Here is a 17003-nt window from a genome sequence, read left to right on the forward strand (position 1 = left end):
TTGTGGATCGATCCGCCCGCGCGCCGCGAGCGAGACCGCGCCGGGAATCGATGGCGCCCTGCTGACGATCCTGCGCGGCCCGGCAGCGGCGAGCCAGTGCGTCGTCCGGTCGGCGGGATCAGTGCGCGATCACGGTGCGGGTCCGGCGCGACCCGCACCGCGCTCTCGTCGTCAGGCGCCCGCCGTCGCCGCGGCGGGCTGCTCCTTCTTGCGCTTGGCGATGTCCAGCACCGCGAGGTAGCCGAAGGTGATCGCGGGGCCGATGGTGGCGCCGGGTCCCGCGTAGGTGTGGCCCATCACCGGCGCGCTGACGTTGCCGGAGGCGTACAGGCCCTCGATCACCGTCCGGTCCTCGCGCAGCACCCGCCCGGCCGTGTCGGTGACCAGTCCGCCCTTCGTGCCGAGGTCGCCGGGCACGATCTCGGCCGCGTAGAACGGGCCCTGTACCAGCGCCGCCAGGCACGGGTTCGGCTTGACGGTCGGATCGCCGTAGTACTTGTCATAGGCGCTGTCGCCGCGGTGGAAGTCCTCGTCCACACCGCTGGCCGCGAAGCCGTTGAACCGCTCGACGGTGGCGGTCAGCTTCTGCTCCGGCACGCCGATCTTCGCGGCCAGCTCGGCCAGGGTCGGCGCCTGCACGATGTGGTCGTTTTCCATCCAGCGGGACGGAAACCGCTGGCCGGGCTGCAACCCGGCGAAGATGTAGCGGTTGCGGTAGCGCTGGTCGAACACCAGCCACGCGGGCACGTTCTCGCCGGGACCTTCGCCCTGGCCGTACTCGCCGCCGTACATCGTGTGCACGGCCTCGACGTAAGGAGCGGACTCATTCCCGAAACGCTCACCGTCGGCGTTCACGATGATGCAGCCGGGCAGATTGCGCTCGGCCAGGCAGAACCAGGGCTTGCCGCCCTTGAAGATCGTCGGCCCCCACCACGCGTCGGCCATGATGTCGATGTCCGCGCCGAGTTCGAGACCGGCGCGGATGCCGTCGCCGGTGTTGGCCGCAGCGCCGGTGGTCCATTCGGTGGTGATGGGTTCGCGCTGGTAGGCGTGCCGCATCTCGGCGTTGTGCTCGAACCCGCCGCTGGCCAGCACCACGCCGTGGCGGGCGGTGAAGCGCACGGTCTCGCCCTCGTGTTCGGCCTCGACGCCCGCCACGCGATCGTCCTCCACGATCAGCTTGGTCAGCGGAGTGTTCAGCAGCAGCGGCACGTCCGCGTCCAGCAGGCCCTTGCGCAGCGCGGCGGCCAGCGCCTGCCCCATGCCGAGCAGATGTTTGCCGGTGAGCCGGGCCCAGGTGGTCCGCGCGCCGACCCGCATGGCGCGCAGCATGCCGCGCGGGTGACGACGGATGAGATTGAGCTGCTTGAAATCGGCTTGGGTGACCACGACGTTCAGCGGAGCCTTGCTGTAGGCGGGCTCCAGGTTGAACCGTTCCGCGCCGAGGATCTTGGCGTTGAACGGCTTGGGTTCGCACGAACGTCCCGCGGCGCGTCCGCCCGGCGCCTCGGGGTAGTAGTCGGAGTAGCCCGGCACCCAGCGCATCTTCAATGGCGTGTGGTCGAGCACGAAGTCGAAGGCTTCGGCGCCGCGATCGATGTAGGTGTCGATCCGTTCCTTGGGCACGACGTCGCCGATGATGCTGTGCAGGTAGGTCCGCGCGTCCTCGCGGTCGTCGGGCCGACCGGACGCGCGCAGCGCCTTGTTGCCCGGGATCCACACGCCGCCGCCGGAGCGCGCGGTCGACCCGCCGTAGTGCGCGGCCTTTTCGATGACCACCACGCTCAGCCCGTGCTGGGCCGCGGTGAGGGCGGCGGTCATGCCGGCGGCGCCGCTGCCGACCACCACCACGTCGTATTCCCGATCAGTCATGTAGAACACGTTATAGAATGGACGCGCCATTGGTCTATGTTGTGTGGCAGAAGACTTGCTCGACCTTCCGTTTGTCGAGGAAACTTGTTTCAGTTTCGGACCGGAGTTAAGAACATGGGCCTCGAATGGGACCTGACCACCGACGTTGTCGTGGTCGGATACGGCGCCGCGGGCGCGGCCGCCGCGCTGGAAGCGACCGCGGCGGGCGCGCAGGTGCTCGTGCTGGAACGCTTCGCCGGAGGCGGCACCTCGGCGCTGTCCGGCGGCATCATCTACGCGGGTGGTGGCACCTCGGTGCAGCGGGAGGCGGGGGTCGAAGACACCCCGGAGGCGATGTACGCCTATCTCGAGCGCGAGGTCGGCAACGCGGTCACCCCCGAGACGCTGCGCAAGTTCGTCGACGAGAGCCCGCAGCTGATCGAGTGGCTGAAGGCGCACGGCGTCCCGTTCGAAGCTTCGCTGTGCCCGTACAAGACTTCCTACCCCAACGACCGCTACTACCTGTACTACTCCGGCAGCGAAATCTCCGGCGCGTTCCGCGACATCCCGGCCGCGCAGCGTGGGCATCGGGTGAAGGGCAGGGGCACGTCGGGCAAGAAGCTCACCGGCCCGCTGGCCGCCGCGGCCTCCCGGGCCGGAGTGCGGGTGGAAACTCTCACCCGGGTGACTCGCTTGATCACCGACGGCACCGGCGCGGTGATCGGCGTCGAGTGCCACACCCTGCGCGACGCCCCGGGCCGGGTCCGGGACCGCTACACCCGCATGGCGAAGGTCGCGGCCAAGCCGGGCATCTACTACCCCCCGCTGCGGCGCGCGCTGGAACAGCGGCTGGACCGGCTGGAACGCCGATACGGCAGCACGATTCGCGTCCTCGCGCGGCGCGGGGTGGTACTCAGCGCGGGCGGGTTCATCGCCAATCGCGACATGGTGCGGCAGTACGCGCCCGCCTTCCACGGTGGACTCGCGCTGGGCACCACCGCCGACGACGGCAGCGGCATCCTGATGGCCCAGCAGGTCGGCGCGGCCGTGGACCGCATGGACAACGTCTCCGCGTGGCGGTTCCTGCTGCCACCCAGCGCTTTCACCGGCGCGCTGCTGGTGGACGCCGCCGGTCGCCGGGTGATCGACGAGACGCGCTACGGCGCCGCGGTGGGCAACGCGCTGATCACCGAGCACGGCGGCAAGGGTTGGCTGCTGGCCGACGACCCGCTCATGCGCATCGCGATCGGGCAGATCGGCAAGCAGGGCGCGTGGTTCCAGCGGGGACAGTTCGAGACCATGCGGCGCACCGCGATCCGCGGCGCCACCCTGGAGGAAGCCGCGACGAAGGCGGGCATCGACCCCGCCGGGCTGCGCGCGACGGTCGACGCGCACAACACCGCGATCGCGACCGGAGCCCCCGATCCGGTCGGCAAGCCCGCCGAGTTCACCGAACCGGTGCGCACCGGCCCGTTCTGGCTGTTGGATGTGGGCATCAAACCGAGCCTGACCAACCCCTGCCCCATGCTCACCCTCGGCGGCGTCGTCGTGGACGAGCACACCGGCGCGGTCAAAACCGCCGAGGGCGAGGACATCCCCGGGCTCTTCGCGGCCGGGCGCACCGCGCTCGGCGTCTGCTCCGAGTCCTACGTCAGCGGGCTGTCGCTGTCGGATTGCATCTTCTCCGGCCGCAGGGCAGGCCGGTCCGCCGCGGGCGAACAGGTCTCGGCACTGGAAAACGCAACTGTGGAAGGAAACTAGCGTGCTGTCCGACGCGGTACGAACCGAACTGGCCGACGAACTCGAGCGCGCGGAGCGCGAACGGGTGGCGATCGATCCGCTGATCACCCGCCACCCCGATATCGACGTGGTCGACGCCTACGAGATCCAGCTGATCAATATCCGGCGCAGGCTCGACGCGGGCGCGCGCGTGGTCGGGCACAAGGTGGGTCTGTCCTCGAAGGCCATGCAGCAGATGATGGGCGTGGACGAGCCGGACTACGGGCACCTGCTCGCGGAGATGGAAGTCCACGAGGACGTTCCGGTGGAGGCGGGCCGCTACCTGTTCCCCCGCGTCGAGGTGGAGGTCGGGTTCGTGCTCGGCGCCGACCTGCCCGGCGCGGAGTGCACCGAAGCGGACGTGCTCGACGCCACGGTCGCCTTCGCGCCCGCGATCGAACTGATCGACTCGCGGATCAAGGACTGGAACATCGGCCTGGCCGACACCATCTCCGACAACGCGTCCTCCGCCGGTTTCGTGCTCGGCGCCGAACGGGTCGCGCCGAAGGACATCGACGTCAAGGCCATCGACGCGGTGCTCACCCGCAACGGCGAAGTGGTCGCCGAAGGCCGCAGCGACGCCGTGCTGGGCGATCCGGTGATCGCGGTGGCCTGGCTCGCGCGCAAGGTCGCGAGCTTCGGCGTCCGGTTGAAGGCCGGTGACATCGTGCTGCCCGGCTCGTGCACCCGCGCCATCGACGCCCGTCCGGGCGACGCGTTCCACGCCGAGTTCGCCGGACTCGGTTCTGTCCGTCTGCAATTCACCTAGGGAGGCTGTCGTGTCCAACGGGACCGTCACCGCCGCGATCGTCGGGTCCGGCAACATCAGCACCGACCTGCTCTACAAACTGCTGCGCTCGGAGAAGATCCAGCCGCGCTGGATGATCGGGATCGACCCGGACAGCGAGGGCCTGAAGCGGGCGCGCGGGCTCGGGCTGGAAACCTCGCACGAGGGCGTGGACTGGCTGCTCGGGCAATCCGAACTGCCCGACCTGATCTTCGAGGCCACCTCGGCGTATGTGCATCGCGCCGCCGCCCCCCGCTACGCCGAAGCGGGTATCCGCGCAGTCGACCTCACCCCAGCCGCCGTCGGCCCCGCCGTCGTGCCGCCGGTGAACCTGGGCGCGAATCTGGACGCGCCGAACGTCAACATGATCACCTGCGGCGGCCAGGCGACGATCCCGATCGTCGCCGCGGTGTCGCGCGTGGTCCCGGTGCCGTACGCGGAGATCGTCGCGTCGGTGTCGTCGGTCTCCGCGGGCCCCGGCACCCGGGCGAACATCGATGAGTTCACCAAGACCACCAGCCGCGGCGTCGAGACCATCGGCGGAGCGCAGCGCGGCAAGGCCATCATCATCCTGAATCCGGCCGAGCCGCCGATGATCATGCGCGACACCATCTTCTGCGCCATCCCCGAGGACGCCGACACCGACGCGATCGCCGACTCCGTGCACCGGATGGTCGCCGACATCCAGCAGTACGTGCCCGGCTACCGGCTGCTGAACGAGCCGCAGTTCGACGAACCGTCGGTGGTGTCCGGCGGTTTGGCCAAGGTGTCGGTGTTCGTCGAGGTGGAGGGCGCCGGTGACTTCCTGCCCCCGTACGCGGGCAACCTCGACATCATGACCGCCGCCGCGACGCAGGTGGGCGAGGTCATCGCCGAACAAATCGTCACGGCCCGGGTGTAAGGAGCTATTCGAATGGCCTACTCAGCAGAACTCGACATCCGCGTCACCGACACGTCGCTGCGCGACGGATCCCATCACAAGCGCCACCAGTTCACCGCTACCGAGGTCCGTGACATCGTGGCCGCGCTGGACGGCGCGGGCGTCCCGGTGATCGAGGTGACCCACGGCGACGGCCTCGGCGGCTCCTCGTTCAACTACGGCTTCTCCAAGACGCCGGAGCAGGAACTGGTCACCATCGCGGCCGAGACGGCGAAGCGGGCGAAGATCGCCGTGCTGATGCTGCCCGGCGTCGGTGTGAAGGAGGACATCAAGATCTCGCAAGACAACGGCGCGTCCATCTGCCGTATCGCCACCCACTGCACCGAGGCCGACGTGTCGATCCAGCACTTCGGCCTGGCGCGTGAACTCGGGCTGGAGACGGTCGGGTTCCTGATGATGTCGCATACCCAGCCGCCGGAGGTGCTGGCCGAGCAGGCGCGCATCATGGCCGATGCGGGCTGTCAGTGCGTCTACATCGTGGACTCCGCCGGAGCGCTGGTGCTGGAGCAGGTTTCCGACCGGGTCGCGGCGCTGGTCGCCGAACTCGGTGACGACGCCCAGGTCGGCTTCCACGGCCACGAGAACCTCGACTTGGCCGTCGCCAACTCGATCTACGCCATCCGCGCCGGTGCCACCCAGATCGACGGCAGCGCACGGCGTTTCGGCGCGGGCGCGGGCAACACGCCCGTCGAAGCGCTGGTCGGTGTGTGCGACAAGCTGGGTGTCACGACCGGCATCGATTTCTTCGCCATCGCCGACGCGGCCGAAGACGTCGTCCGCCCCGCCATGCCACAGGAATGCCTGCTCGACCGCCAAGCGCTGATGATGGGCTACGCGGGCGTCTACTCCAGCTTCCTCAAGCACGCCGAACGGCAAGCCGAGCGCTACGGCGTCTCGGCCGCCGAGATGCTCGTGCGCGCGGGCAAGCGCAAACTCGTCGGCGGCCAGGAGGACCAGCTCATCGACATCGCCCTGGAACTGCAACGAGAGAAGGCGACCGTCACCGCCTGACCCCCGATGCCAAGGCCGCGAGCGGATTCGACCGTTCGCGGCCCTTCGCATGATTGGACTGATCGTGTAGGACTTGCCTGCTCGTTCGGATTGTGTTGTGGGCCGAGGAGCGGATTCCGGACTCACAGGTGCAGTTGTGGACACCTGTGGACAACGTCGCGCCTACGGCAGTGGGGGGAGTGGGAAGCGCAGGAGCGCGGCGGCCAGGTGTTCTTTGAGGTCGGTGTCGGCCTTGACGTGGCGGACGGAGCCGCTCTGGTCGATGACTTCCTGAGCGAGTTCGTCGAGGATGTCCTCGGTCGGCCGGGTCCGATCGCCGGAGACCGGGCATTCGCCGCCGGAGAGGCCGAGCCAACCGCAGCTGTCGCACACCACGCCGTGCACCAGCGCGCCGTCCTGGAGCAGCAGGGTGTCCACCGCCTTCACGCCGCAGGCGCGCAGGCAGTTCGCGACGTCCAGGGTGGCCGGTGCGCCGGTGGCGATCCGCTCCAGCACATCGCCGACCCGGCGGGCATCGATGTCCCGCTCGTAGCGCGTGACCAGCTCGACGGCGTTCTGTTTCACCTCACCCAGCGTCGCCGCGCCGGTGTCGATCGTGAAGGTGCCCGCGACGCGCTCGCGGAGTTCGCGCGGCAGCGTGTCGAGGAAGTGCGGTATCTCGTCGCGATGTCCGCCGACCGCGAGCAGGTCGTAGTCGTCGGCGCCGAACAATTCGGCCAGCTCCGTCGCGGTGTGGCGATAGTGCTTCTTGACCAGTTCCTCGACCTTGTGGTGCACCTTGTTCTCGAGGCGGTTCGCCGCGTAGTTCGGATCGCGCAGCGCGGGATCCCGGATCTGGCGCGCTTCCTCGATCTCGTCGGCGAACAGCTCCCACACCGCCGCGGACGCCCGGTCGACCACCGCGACGCAGCAGCGCGCGTACTCCTCCAGGACGGCCAGCATCGGCCGCGTCCATGCGACGGCGTCCACCACGACCCGGTCCCGGACGGCGCGCGGCAGCTGCACCGCCTCGAACAGGTCCTTGCCGCCGCAGGCGAACATCGCGACCGCGCCGGGCTGCCAGTTGCCGGACCGCACCGTCTCGCGCATGCGCTCGAGGTCGTCGCGGACCGACAGTCTGGCCGCGTGGTCCGACGACCGGTCCTTCACCACCGGGTTGACCTCGTCGGCCATGCTGTTCACTCGGCTCAGGAGGCCGGAGCGCTCGCCGGGATCGACCGGAACGTGCGCGTACATCGATACGACAGGAATCCCGTCACCCCGCATCCGGCGGATCCGGCCGATCGTCTCGGCTGTGATCATTGTTCCTCGCTTCCACCGTCTGTACCCGGTCAGCGACGCCTCGCACGCCACAGGCAGGAGGGCATGGAGAAACTCCGTCGCGCCCGGACGTCCAGCTCGACCCTGATTGTTCTCGGTGGCGGGTGTGCGCACCTCGACCTGCCGGGTCCAGTAATGCCACCCGAAATCATCCGGCCGGGCCGACCCGATCAGATCGCCTTGCTCGATCGCGTAGTGACGCGCGACTGACGGTGCCGTTCGTGCCACGACCGGATCGCGAGTGCGCCCGGGGACCGGCCGCTACACCGCCAGCTCGGCGACCACCCGCCGCAGTTGATCGGCGCGCCCCGCCGGAGTCCGAGTCTTCATCAGCCGCAGGAAGTACGCGTACTGCGCGGTGCGGTCGAGCTGCTCGAACCTGCTCTGGGCGCGAGGATTCAGGCTGAGCGCGTCACGCAGGTCGGCCGGGCAGACGGCCGTGCGCTGACGTTCGTACGCGGCTGACCAGCGGCCGTCCGACCGCGCGGCGGCGATGGCCGCGAAGCCGGGTGCGCGCATCCGGCCCTCGGCGATCAGCGCTTCGGCTTTGGCCACGTTGACCTGCGACCACGGGCTCTTCGACCGGCGCGGGGAGTACCGCTGCAGGTAGTGATCCGCGTCGAGGCCGCGCCGATGGCTGTCGATCCACCCGAAGCACAACGCCCCGTCGAGCGCCTCGGCGATGCTGATCGTCGTCCCCGCCGCACGCTTCTTGGCGATCTTCAGCCATACGGCGGCAGCCCGGTCGTGGTTGGCGGCGAGCCAGCTCTCCCACTGTGCGACGTCGTTCAGTGCGAGCACTTCGGTGCCTTCGAGCTGGTCCATGGTGGTCTCCCGTGCCGCGTTGGTGGTCTCACACCATCTTCCAGCTAAAACTACTCACCAAGTGAGCGCTTTAGCGCGGTGTGGTGTGTGGCCCTTTAGTGACGCCGACGTCCACCGGAGCGAGAGTAGTACACTTATCATAACTTTACTTCTCTTAGGGGATCAGGTGCGGAAGCCGTCCGACATATTCGATCGCGACCGGGAATGGGACGCGCTGACCCGGTTCGTCAACGACCCCGCGCCGGGCGCGTCGCTCGGCGTGGTTTCCGGTCGCCGCAGGCAAGGCAAGAGTTTCCTGCTCGAGGCGGTGTGCGAGGTCGCGGACGGCTTCTATTTCTCCGCGCAGGAGGCCACCGACGCGGAATCGCTCGCCGCGCTCGGCGAGGCGCTCAGCCATCACCTGGACCTGGTCGCTCCCTTCACCCCGGCGAACTGGGGACAGGTGATCGATGTGCTCCTTCGCATGGGCGTCGAGCGGAACACGCCCGTGGTTATCGATGAGTTTCCCTATCTGGCCAGGGCGAACCCTGCACTGCCCTCGATCATCCAGGGGGCGTACGCGCCGAGGCGCACCGAGCGCACCGCTTCCCGCACCCGGTTGCTGCTGTGTGGTTCCGCGCTGTCATTCATGGGCGGCCTACTCTCGGGAAACGCCCCGCTGCGCGGCCGCGCGTCGCTCGAATTGCCGATCGCCACCTTGAATTACCGCCGAGCGGCGGAGTTCTGGGGGATCACCGATGCCCGGCTGGCTCTGCTCGTGCACTCGGTGGTAGGCGGAACGCCGGCGTATCGGACCGAGATGATCCGCTACGACGCCCCCGCGGATCTCGCGGACTTCGACGACTGGGTGGTTCGAGCGATTCTGTCCCCCGGAAGCCCGATGTTCCTGGAGGCACGGTACCTGCTCGCGGAAGAGCCCGATCTCCGGGACGGCGCGCTCTATCACTCCGTGCTCAATGCCATCGCCAACGGCAACACCGGCCGGGGTGGCATAGCCGGCCACGTCGGCCGCCCGGTCAACACGCTGGCGCACCCCTTGACCGTGCTCGAGGACGCCGGTTTCATCACCCGGGAGGCCGACGCGTTCCGTGCCAACCGCAGCGATTTCCGGATCGCCGAACCGCTGATGAGCTTCTACCACGCGATCATGCGGCCGTTCTGGCCTCAGTTGACTTTGGCCGCAGACACCCATCGCATCTGGCAACGGGCGTCACACCGGTTCGTCAGCAACGTGGTCGGTCCGCACTTCGAGCGGATCTGCCGAGAATGGGCCATGCTTTTCGCCCAGGAAACCACCGGACGGAATCGGCTCGGCGACCTTCCGGTGCGGGTTTCGTCCGGCACGGTCAATGATTCGGCGAACCGCACGACCCACGAGGTCGACGTCGTCGCGATCGGTTACGCCGAGGACGGTCGCCCACCGCTGCTCGGGATCGGAGAGGCGAAGTGGAACGAGGTGATGGGCCTCGGTCACTTGGACCGGCTGCGGCGCATCCGCCTGCTGATCACCGCGAGCGGAAAATTCGATGTCACCGGCACGCGCCTGCTCTGCTTCTCCGGCGCGGGGTTCAGCGAAGACCTCCGACGCGCCGAGCGCGACGGCGAAGTCGAGTTGGTGGGGTTGGACGAACTGTACGGCCGTTCGTGAACGCGCGGCGGCCTCGAAATCGGCGCGGAACCTGGACGCGTCCGTGGCGGGGGTGATCGTCGAGCGATCGGCGGCGTAGTGTCTCTGCCGCCGTGCATGCGCAGGCATCCCGGCCGGTGACCGGGCCCTACAGTCGAGAGGATCGGCGAATGACCATCGATATTCGCAAGGTGACCGTGCTCGGCACCGGAGTGCTCGGGTCGCAGATCGCATTCCAGACCGCCTTCCGCGGTTTCGAGGTGACGGCCTACGACATCGACGACAAGGCGCTGGCCGCGGCCAGGGAGCGACTCGACAAGCTCGCGGCGGTCTACCGGGAGCAGGTAGCCGGCGGCGGGGAGGGCAAGGCCGAGCAGACGGCGGCGGGCATCGCGCTGAGTTCTGATCTGGTTCGGGCGGTGCAGGACGCGGACCTGGTCATCGAGGCCATTCCCGAGGTGCTGAGCATCAAGCAGCAGACATATCAGGAGCTCGGCCGGGTCGCTCCGGAGCGCACCATCTTCGCCACCAACTCCTCCACCCTGCTGCCCAGCGCCATGAAGGACTTCACCGGCCGCCCGGACCGGTTCCTAGCGCTGCACTTCGCGAATCAGGTGTGGCACTTCAACACCGCCGAGATCATGGGTACAGCCGACACCGACCCGGCGGTGTACCGAGCGGTAGTCGACTTCGCCTCGAATATCGGCATGGTGCCGATCGAAATCCACAAGGAGAAGGCCGGTTACGTCCTGAACTCGCTACTGGTGCCGTTGCTCAACGCGGGCATGAGCCTGGCGGCGGGCGGCTACGCCGATCCCGAAGCGGTGGACAAGACCTGGCAGATCGGCACCGGCGCACCGGCCGGGCCGTTCCGCATCCTCGACATCATCGGTCTGACCACGCCGTACAACATCTTGGTCAACAACGAGGACGAGGACTCCCAACGGCTGGCCCGGTGGTTGAAGGAGAACTACATCGATAAGGGCAAGCTCGGCATCGCCACCGGCGAGGGGTTCTACAAGTACTGACCTGCGAGGGCGACAGCGCCACCCGCTCGGTCGGCCACACGGCCGATCGAGCGCTTGATGCGCTAGACCGCGACGATCTGGAGCATGCTTTCCAGCCCGCGGAAATCCGCGCTGTGGCGGGTGTACAGCGGTAGTCCACGTACCGACGCGATCGCCGCTATGAGCAGATCCATCCGGCGCGGGGCCGCGGGTCGCGTTTCGCTGCCAGGGTAAGTGCTACCAGGGTGCCGTAGCGTGTCGCGGCCTCCGCGTCGAAAGGCAACGGATCGAAATCCACTATGGCGGCGCCGAGTTGCTCGTATCGTGCGGCGCGAGTAGCCGCCGCTGAGTTGTTGCGGAACTCGCGCTGGGTGATCACCTTCATCACACGGTTGTAGCCCCATGTAGCGCGACGAGCTACAGACGTTCGTTTCTTTCGGGTCGCTACAACCAGGTATCGAGCGTCGTCGTGGTGAGGAAGTGCTCCAAGTCCGCGCGCCAGGGGGCCGGGGTGGTCTTCTCCGGTTCGATGGCGGTGTATTGGCCGCGGTAGAACAGCAGGGGGCGGCCGGTGGCCGTGCTCTCGGAGAGGGCTTGGACGCGGCCGATCACGATGTAGTGGTCGCCGCCGTCGATGACGCTGTCGACCTTGCACTGGATGGTGGCCAGGGCGTCGTCCAGGACCGGTAGTTCCAGGTCGGAGGTGTGCCACGCCGCGCCGGCGAACTTGTCGGGTTCGCGGGAGCCGAAGCGGGCGCACAGTTCGCGCTGCTGTTCGGCGAGCACGTTCACGCAGAAGCGCCCGGATTTCTCGATCGCCGCCCAGGACCGGGACGCCTTGGTGGGACAGAACAGCACCAGCGGCGGTTCGAGGGAGAGGGCGGCGAACGATTGGCAGGCGAAGCCGATCGGGGCCTGCTCGCCGTCGAAGGTGGTGATCACGGTGATGCCGGTGCAGAACTGTCCCAGCACATTCCGGAACTGCCGTGGATCGATCTCGGATCCGTCCGCGGTCATCGTTTCGCTCGCCCTCTCGGTCACTGCTGCCGCTGTCCGACGGTGAAGTCGTGGCCCCACAGGCTCACGGCGGTGGATTCCCGCGCGATCCAGTCCTGGTCGTCCACTTCCAGGCCCTCGCAACCGAATTCGACGTCGAAACCGCCCGGCGTCTTCATGTAGAAGGAGAGCATCTTGTCGTTGACGTGCCGTCCGAGCGTAGCCGACATCTTGACCTTCTTACGCAGCGCGCGGTCCAGGCAGAGCCCGACGTCGTCGGCGTTCTCCACCTCGATCATCAGGTGCACGATGCCGCTCGGCGTCGGCATGGGCAGGAACGCCAGCGAGTGGTGGCGCGGGTTGCAGCCGAAGAAGCGCAGCCAGGCCGGCTCGCCGTCGGCCGGGCGGCCGACCATCTGCGGTGGCAGCCGCATCGAGTCGCGCAGCCGGAAGCCGAGCACGTCGCGGTAGAACTCCAGCGCCGCCTTGTCGTCCTTGGTGCTGAGCACCACGTGCCCGAGCCCCTGCTCCTCGGTGACGAACCGGTGCCCGTAGGGGCTGACCACCCGGCGATGCTCCAGTGCCACGCCGTGGAACGCCTCCAGCGTGTTGCCGGAGGGGTCGTCGAACCGGATCAGCTCGTACACCCGGCGATCGGCCAGTTCGGCGGCGGTGCCCTCCTTGAAGGGGACGCCCGCCGCGTCCAACCGGTTGCGGATGTCCTGCAGCTCTTCGGCGTTGGCGGTTTCCCAGCCCGAGATCTGCAGCCGGTCCTTCTCGCCGGGGACGATCACCAGCCGGGCCGGGAACTCGTCCATGCGCAAGTACAGCGCCTCGGGATCGGCGCCCTTGCCCTCGACCATGCCGAGGACTTTCAGGCCGTACTCCCGCCAGGCGGCCATATCGGTCGCCTCGATTCGCAGATATGCCAGTGAACGGATTCCCATCACTTCTCCTTGACGCCCGCGAGGAAATCGATGGCCAGGCGGTTGAACTCGTGGAACTTCTCCAACTGTGCCCAGTGTCCACACCCGCCGAAGACGTGCAACTGCGCGCGCGGGATCAGCTTGGTCGCCACCAGCGCGCCGTCCAGCGGGTTGACCCGGTCCTCGCGACCCCAGATCAACAGCACCGGCTGACGCAGCTTGTAGGCGTCGCGCCAGAGCATGCCCTTCTCGAAGTCCGCGCTCGCGAACGACTTGCCCATCGCCCGGGTCGCGGCGAGCGCCTCCGGCGTGCTCGCCGAGGCGAACCGCTCGTCGATCAGTTCGTCGGTGACCAGCGACTGGTCGAAGACCATGATGCGCAGGAACGCCTCCAGGTTCTCCCTGGTCGGCTCGTAGTTGAACTTGGCGAGCAGCTTGACGCCCTCGGTCGGGTCCGGGGCGAACAGGTTGGTGCTCAGCCCGCCCGGTCCCATCAGCACCAGCTTTCCGGCCCGATCCGGGTAGTCCAGCGCGAACCGGACCGCCGCGCCGCCGCCGAGCGAGTTGCCCAGCAGGTGCACCCGCGAAGTGATCTCCAGGTGGTCGAGCAGGTCCTTCAGCGCCGCGGCGCTGTGCACGAAGTACTGCGGATGCTCGGTGGGCTTGTCCGAGCGGCCGTAGCCGGGCTGGTCCACCGCGAGCACGTGGAAGTGCTCGGCGAGCACCGGGATGTTGCGCGCGAAGTTCGACCACGAGGACGCGCCCGGTCCGCCGCCGTGCAGCAGCACGATCGTCGGTCCGTTGCCGACGCCCGCCTCGTGGTAGTGCAGCCGCAGATCCGGCCGCACCTGCGCGTAGCGGGAGGTCGATTCGGCGGTGAGTTCCACGGTCGATGTCACTGCTACCCCCTACACCATGCCGTCGGTGACCGGCAGGCCGAACTCGTGCGTGCCGTACATCAGATACGCGCGCTCGGGATCGTTGGCCGCGTGCACCCGGCCCGCGTGCGCGTCGCGCCAGAAGCGTTGCAGCGGTGTGCCGTTCGCCAGCGCGGTGGCGCCGGAGCTCTCGAACAGCTTGTCGATCGCGGCGATCGAGCGGCCGGTCGCGCGCACCTGGTCGCGCCGGGCCCGCACGCGCAGGTCGAACGGAATCTCCTGGCCCGCCACCAGCAGCGCGTATTCGTCGGCCACGTTGCCCGACAGCTGTCGCCACGCGGCGTCGATGTCGCTGGCGGCCTCCGCGATGCGCACCTTGGCGAACGGGTCGTCCTTGGCCTTCTCGCCCGCATAGGCCGCGCGCACCCGCTTGCCCTGGTGCTCCACGTGCGCTTCGTAGGCGCCGTAGGCCATGCCGACGATCGGGGTGGAGATGGTGGTGGGATGGATGGTGCCCCAAGGCATCTTGTAGACCGGATCGGTGTTCTGCTCCAGGCCGGGCGATTTCAGTTCGCTCATCGCGCGGAAGCTGAGGAAGCGGTGTGACGGTACGAAGACGTCCTTCACCACGACGGTGTTGGAACCGGTGCCGCGCAGGCCGACCACGTTCCACACGTCGTCGATGCGGTAGTCGTCGCGCGGGATGAGGAAGCTGCCGAAATCGACCGGCTTGCCGTCCTTGATCACCGGGCCGCCGAGCACCGCCCAGGTGGCGTGGTCACAGCCGGAGGACCAGGCCCACGCACCGTTGACGAGGTAGCCGCCGTCGACCACCGTGCCAGCGCCCATGGGCGCGTAGGAGGAGGAGATCCGCACTTCGGTGTCCTCGCCCCAGACGTCCTCCTGCGCCTGCTGCGCGAACAGCGCGAGGTGCCAGTTGTGCACGCCCACGATGCCCGCCACCCAGCCGGTGGAGCCGCACGCGCCGGCGATCTTGCGCACGGTGTCGTAGAAGACCACCGGATCGGCGGCATGACCGCCCCACTGCTTGGGCTGGAGCAACCGGAAGAAGCCGGTCTCCTGCAACGCCTTCATGCTTTCGTCGGGGATGCGCCGCAGGTCCTCGGCCTCCTGTGCGCGTTCGCGCAACGTCGGCAACAGCGCTTCGACCCGTTCGGTCACTTCTTGCGTCATCTCGGGACCTGCTCCTGCCTGGTCGGTTGATGTCCGGAATCTCATTTGCCTCTGAGACTAGAACAGGTTCCTATTTCTGTCGAGAACCGGTGTCCACCCCTGCGCGGACATGCGCTCATGCAGGAAGTGAGGGGAATCGCTGGCGTCCGGAGCGCCAGTTTTGTAACGTGTTCTAGTACAGATGGAGGAGGAAACGCGATGGCAGTTACCCCACCGCCGCCGAGCGACGGGCACGGAGGCGGCAGCGTGCGTAACCACGGAGGGCCCCGGGAGGCGGCTCGATCGACACCGGGCGGTGCGAAGGTCCGTGAACTGGATGTCGGCACCACACCGACCCGCTATGCGCGGGGATGGCATTGCCTGGGTCTGGTCAAGACGTTCCGGGACGGCAAGCCGCACGCGGTGAACGTCTTCGGCACCAAGCTCGTCGTCTGGGCCGACAGCAACGGTGAACTGCGGGTGCTCGACGCCTACTGCAGGCACATGGGCGGCGACCTGAGCATGGGCGAGGTCAAGGGGGACGACATCGCCTGCCCCTTCCACGACTGGCGCTGGTCGGGGACCAACGGCAAGTGCACCGCGATTCCGTACGCGCGCCGGGTGCCGCCGTTGGCGCGCACCAGGAAGTGGACCACGCTGGAGCGCAACGGCCAGCTGTTCGTCTGGCACGACCACGAGGGCAGCCAGCCGCCGCCGGAGATCACGATTCCGCACATCAAGGGTCCTTACACCGACGCGGACGGCAACCCCACCGAACAACTCGACAGCGGATGGACCGACTGGACCTGGAACTCGATGCTGATCGAGGGCGCCAACTGCCGCGAGATCATCGACAACGTGGTCGACATGGCCCACTTCTTCTACATCCATTTCGCCTTCCCGACGTACTTCAAGAACGTCTTCGAGGGGCACATCGCCACCCAGTTCCTGGAGACCAAGGGCAGGCCGGACATCGGCATGGCCTCCAAGTACGGCGGTGACACGCTGCTGAAGTCCGAAGCCTCGTATTTCGGACCCTCGTACATGATCAACCCGCTGATCAATATCTACAGCGGTTACGAGGTCAAGAGCGTCCTGATCAACTGCCACTACCCGGTCACGCAGGACTCCTTCGTCCTGCAGTGGGGCATCACGCTGGAGAAGCCGAAGGGCGTCGAGGGCGAGATGGCGACCAAGCTGGCGGAGAAGATGACCGAGGGCATCAGCGTCGGCTTCCTGCAGGACGTCGAGATCTGGAAGCACAAGTCCAAGGTCGAGAACCCGCTGCTGTGCGAGGAGGACGGGCCGGTCTACCAGCTGCGTCGCTGGTACGACCAGTTCTACGTCGACCTGGCCGACGTCACCGAGAAGATGACCCAGCGGTTCGAGTTCGAGGTGGACACCACCAAGGCGAACGAGGCATGGGAGGCCGAGGTCGCCGAGAACCTGCGGCGCAAGCGCGAGTCCGAGGAAGCCGAGGCGAGCGTCTGATGGCGGCCACCTGGGCGAAGGCACCCGATTTCGCCGACCAGCCCGCTCGGCGAGCCGAAGTGCGCGCCCAGACGGTGGCCGACAAACAGCGGTATCTGGACGACGGCCTGACCCCGCTGCGGTGTCAGGCATGCCACAGCCAGGTGCTGGTGCGCAAGAGCAGTACGCACCAGACCTCGGTGCAGTGGACCGGCGACCCGGCCGAGCGCTGCCCGGTTTTCGCCGAACTCAGTGCGAGCGGTCACGGGCCGGGCCGCCCGGACTCGTGTCCCGACCTCGAGCGCACGATCGCCTGGGCCGTGACCGAGGGATTGCTCGAAATACCTGACTGACAGGGCATTTCGCGGTGTGCGGAGCCGATCGGTTTGCCCGCAGTTCGCCACGGCGGCGAC

Annotated in this window: 16 protein-coding genes; 8 read left to right on the plus strand and 8 right to left on the minus strand. The window is 67.9% G+C overall.

The genetic code is table 11. The features are described 5' to 3' along the window. Positions 1 to 171: 171 nt before the first annotated feature. Complete coding sequence (gene kstD / locus HOV91_RS08480; RefSeq protein WP_174184875.1) at positions 172 to 1872, minus strand: 3-oxosteroid 1-dehydrogenase; 1701 nt, start codon at positions 1870 to 1872, stop codon at positions 172 to 174. Positions 1873 to 1986: 114 nt separating this feature from the next. On the opposite strand from kstD, the gene HOV91_RS08485 reads away from it, so the two are divergent. From HOV91_RS08485 to dmpG, 4 genes are read left to right on the plus strand one after another with little or no spacing between them, the layout of a single operon-like run. Continuing rightward, the gene (locus HOV91_RS08485) at positions 1987 to 3612 is read left to right on the plus strand and encodes an FAD-binding protein (RefSeq protein ID WP_174184876.1); all 1626 of its coding nucleotides are present in this window, start codon (positions 1987 to 1989) and stop codon (positions 3610 to 3612) included. A gap of 1 nt (position 3613) precedes the next feature. Continuing rightward, positions 3614 to 4399, plus strand: coding sequence for a 2-keto-4-pentenoate hydratase (locus HOV91_RS08490; RefSeq protein WP_174184877.1), 786 nt, complete (start codon positions 3614 to 3616; stop codon positions 4397 to 4399). Between the two features lie 10 nt (positions 4400 to 4409). Then, positions 4410 to 5318 (plus strand): acetaldehyde dehydrogenase (acetylating), encoded by a 909-nt coding sequence (locus HOV91_RS08495; protein WP_174184878.1) that lies wholly within the window; start codon positions 4410 to 4412, stop codon positions 5316 to 5318. A 12-nt stretch (positions 5319 to 5330) separates the two neighbouring features. Next, complete coding sequence (gene dmpG, locus HOV91_RS08500; protein WP_174184879.1) at positions 5331 to 6368, plus strand: 4-hydroxy-2-oxovalerate aldolase; 1038 nt, start codon at positions 5331 to 5333, stop codon at positions 6366 to 6368. A 162-nt stretch (positions 6369 to 6530) separates the two neighbouring features. Here the strand turns inward: dmpG and HOV91_RS08505 are convergent, their stop codons facing one another. Together HOV91_RS08505 and HOV91_RS08510 are read right to left on the minus strand one after the other, a co-directional pair. Continuing rightward, complete coding sequence (locus HOV91_RS08505) at positions 6531 to 7670, minus strand: baeRF10 domain-containing protein (RefSeq protein ID WP_174184880.1); 1140 nt, start codon at positions 7668 to 7670, stop codon at positions 6531 to 6533. A 279-nt stretch (positions 7671 to 7949) separates the two neighbouring features. Continuing rightward, complete coding sequence (locus tag HOV91_RS08510) at positions 7950 to 8513, minus strand: YdeI/OmpD-associated family protein (protein ID WP_174184881.1); 564 nt, start codon at positions 8511 to 8513, stop codon at positions 7950 to 7952. A 61-nt stretch (positions 8514 to 8574) separates the two neighbouring features. On the opposite strand from HOV91_RS08510, the gene HOV91_RS08515 reads away from it, so the two are divergent. Together HOV91_RS08515 and HOV91_RS08520 are read left to right on the plus strand one after the other, a co-directional pair. After that, a complete protein-coding gene (locus HOV91_RS08515) occupies positions 8575 to 10161 on the plus strand; it encodes an AAA family ATPase (protein WP_312884523.1) in 1587 nt (528 codons plus the stop codon). A 149-nt stretch (positions 10162 to 10310) separates the two neighbouring features. Next, positions 10311 to 11168 carry a 3-hydroxyacyl-CoA dehydrogenase gene (locus HOV91_RS08520; protein ID WP_174184882.1) on the plus strand — a complete coding sequence of 286 codons (858 nt, stop codon included), beginning with the start codon at positions 10311 to 10313 and terminating at the stop codon, positions 11166 to 11168. Between the two features lie 157 nt (positions 11169 to 11325). Here HOV91_RS08520 and HOV91_RS39450 read toward each other — a convergent pair whose 3' ends face one another. From HOV91_RS39450 to hsaA, 5 genes are read right to left on the minus strand one after another with little or no spacing between them, the layout of a single operon-like run. Continuing rightward, positions 11326 to 11532: a PIN domain-containing protein gene (locus HOV91_RS39450; RefSeq protein ID WP_217439900.1), complete on the minus strand. Its 207-nt coding sequence runs from the start codon at positions 11530 to 11532 to the stop codon at positions 11326 to 11328. A gap of 59 nt (positions 11533 to 11591) precedes the next feature. Then, positions 11592 to 12164 (minus strand): 3-hydroxy-9,10-secoandrosta-1,3,5(10)-triene-9,17-dione monooxygenase reductase subunit, encoded by a 573-nt coding sequence (gene hsaB / locus HOV91_RS08530; RefSeq protein WP_174184883.1) that lies wholly within the window; start codon positions 12162 to 12164, stop codon positions 11592 to 11594. A 20-nt stretch (positions 12165 to 12184) separates the two neighbouring features. Then, complete coding sequence (gene hsaC, locus HOV91_RS08535) at positions 12185 to 13090, minus strand: iron-dependent extradiol dioxygenase HsaC (RefSeq protein WP_174184884.1); 906 nt, start codon at positions 13088 to 13090, stop codon at positions 12185 to 12187. Continuing rightward, a complete protein-coding gene (gene hsaD / locus HOV91_RS08540) occupies positions 13090 to 13968 on the minus strand; it encodes a 4,5:9,10-diseco-3-hydroxy-5,9,17-trioxoandrosta-1(10),2-diene-4-oate hydrolase (RefSeq protein WP_174184885.1) in 879 nt (292 codons plus the stop codon). Before hsaD ends, hsaC begins: the two co-directional genes overlap by 1 nt. Before the next feature lie 9 nt (positions 13969 to 13977). Continuing rightward, positions 13978 to 15141: a 3-hydroxy-9,10-secoandrosta-1,3,5(10)-triene-9,17-dione monooxygenase oxygenase subunit gene (gene hsaA, locus HOV91_RS08545; protein ID WP_174184886.1), complete on the minus strand. Its 1164-nt coding sequence runs from the start codon at positions 15139 to 15141 to the stop codon at positions 13978 to 13980. 198 nt (positions 15142 to 15339) lie between these two features. On the opposite strand from hsaA, the gene HOV91_RS08550 reads away from it, so the two are divergent. After that, on the plus strand, positions 15340 to 16611 hold the full coding sequence (locus HOV91_RS08550; protein WP_246349928.1) for a 3-ketosteroid-9-alpha-monooxygenase, oxygenase component: 1272 nt from the start codon (positions 15340 to 15342) through the stop codon (positions 16609 to 16611). Then, entirely contained in the window at positions 16611 to 16943 is a 333-nt protein-coding gene (locus tag HOV91_RS08555; RefSeq protein ID WP_174184887.1) for a hypothetical protein, read from the plus strand. The genes HOV91_RS08550 and HOV91_RS08555 overlap by 1 nt, the downstream gene beginning before the upstream one ends. The last annotated feature ends 60 nt before the right edge of the window (positions 16944 to 17003 follow it).

Source organism: Nocardia barduliensis (assembly GCF_013315795.1).
GTDB classification, from domain to species: domain Bacteria; phylum Actinomycetota; class Actinomycetes; order Mycobacteriales; family Mycobacteriaceae; genus Nocardia; species Nocardia barduliensis.

Coding starts and splice junctions, on each gene's coding strand:
- HOV91_RS08520 (WP_174184882.1), top strand. CDS start 10,311: ATGACCATCGATATTCGCAAGGTGACCGTGCTCGGCACCGGAGTGCTC.
- dmpG (WP_174184879.1), top strand. CDS start 5,331: ATGGCCTACTCAGCAGAACTCGACATCCGCGTCACCGACACGTCGCTG.
- hsaB (WP_174184883.1), bottom strand. CDS start 12,164: ATGACCGCGGACGGATCCGAGATCGATCCACGGCAGTTCCGGAATGTG.
- HOV91_RS08505 (WP_174184880.1), bottom strand. CDS start 7,670: ATGATCACAGCCGAGACGATCGGCCGGATCCGCCGGATGCGGGGTGAC.
- hsaC (WP_174184884.1), bottom strand. CDS start 13,090: ATGGGAATCCGTTCACTGGCATATCTGCGAATCGAGGCGACCGATATG.
- HOV91_RS08550 (WP_246349928.1), top strand. CDS start 15,340: ATGGCAGTTACCCCACCGCCGCCGAGCGACGGGCACGGAGGCGGCAGC.
- HOV91_RS39450 (WP_217439900.1), bottom strand. CDS start 11,532: ATGAAGGTGATCACCCAGCGCGAGTTCCGCAACAACTCAGCGGCGGCT.
- HOV91_RS08510 (WP_174184881.1), bottom strand. CDS start 8,513: ATGGACCAGCTCGAAGGCACCGAAGTGCTCGCACTGAACGACGTCGCA.
- HOV91_RS08485 (WP_174184876.1), top strand. CDS start 1,987: ATGGGCCTCGAATGGGACCTGACCACCGACGTTGTCGTGGTCGGATAC.
- kstD (WP_174184875.1), bottom strand. CDS start 1,872: ATGACTGATCGGGAATACGACGTGGTGGTGGTCGGCAGCGGCGCCGCC.
- HOV91_RS08555 (WP_174184887.1), top strand. CDS start 16,611: ATGGCGGCCACCTGGGCGAAGGCACCCGATTTCGCCGACCAGCCCGCT.
- hsaA (WP_174184886.1), bottom strand. CDS start 15,141: ATGACGCAAGAAGTGACCGAACGGGTCGAAGCGCTGTTGCCGACGTTG.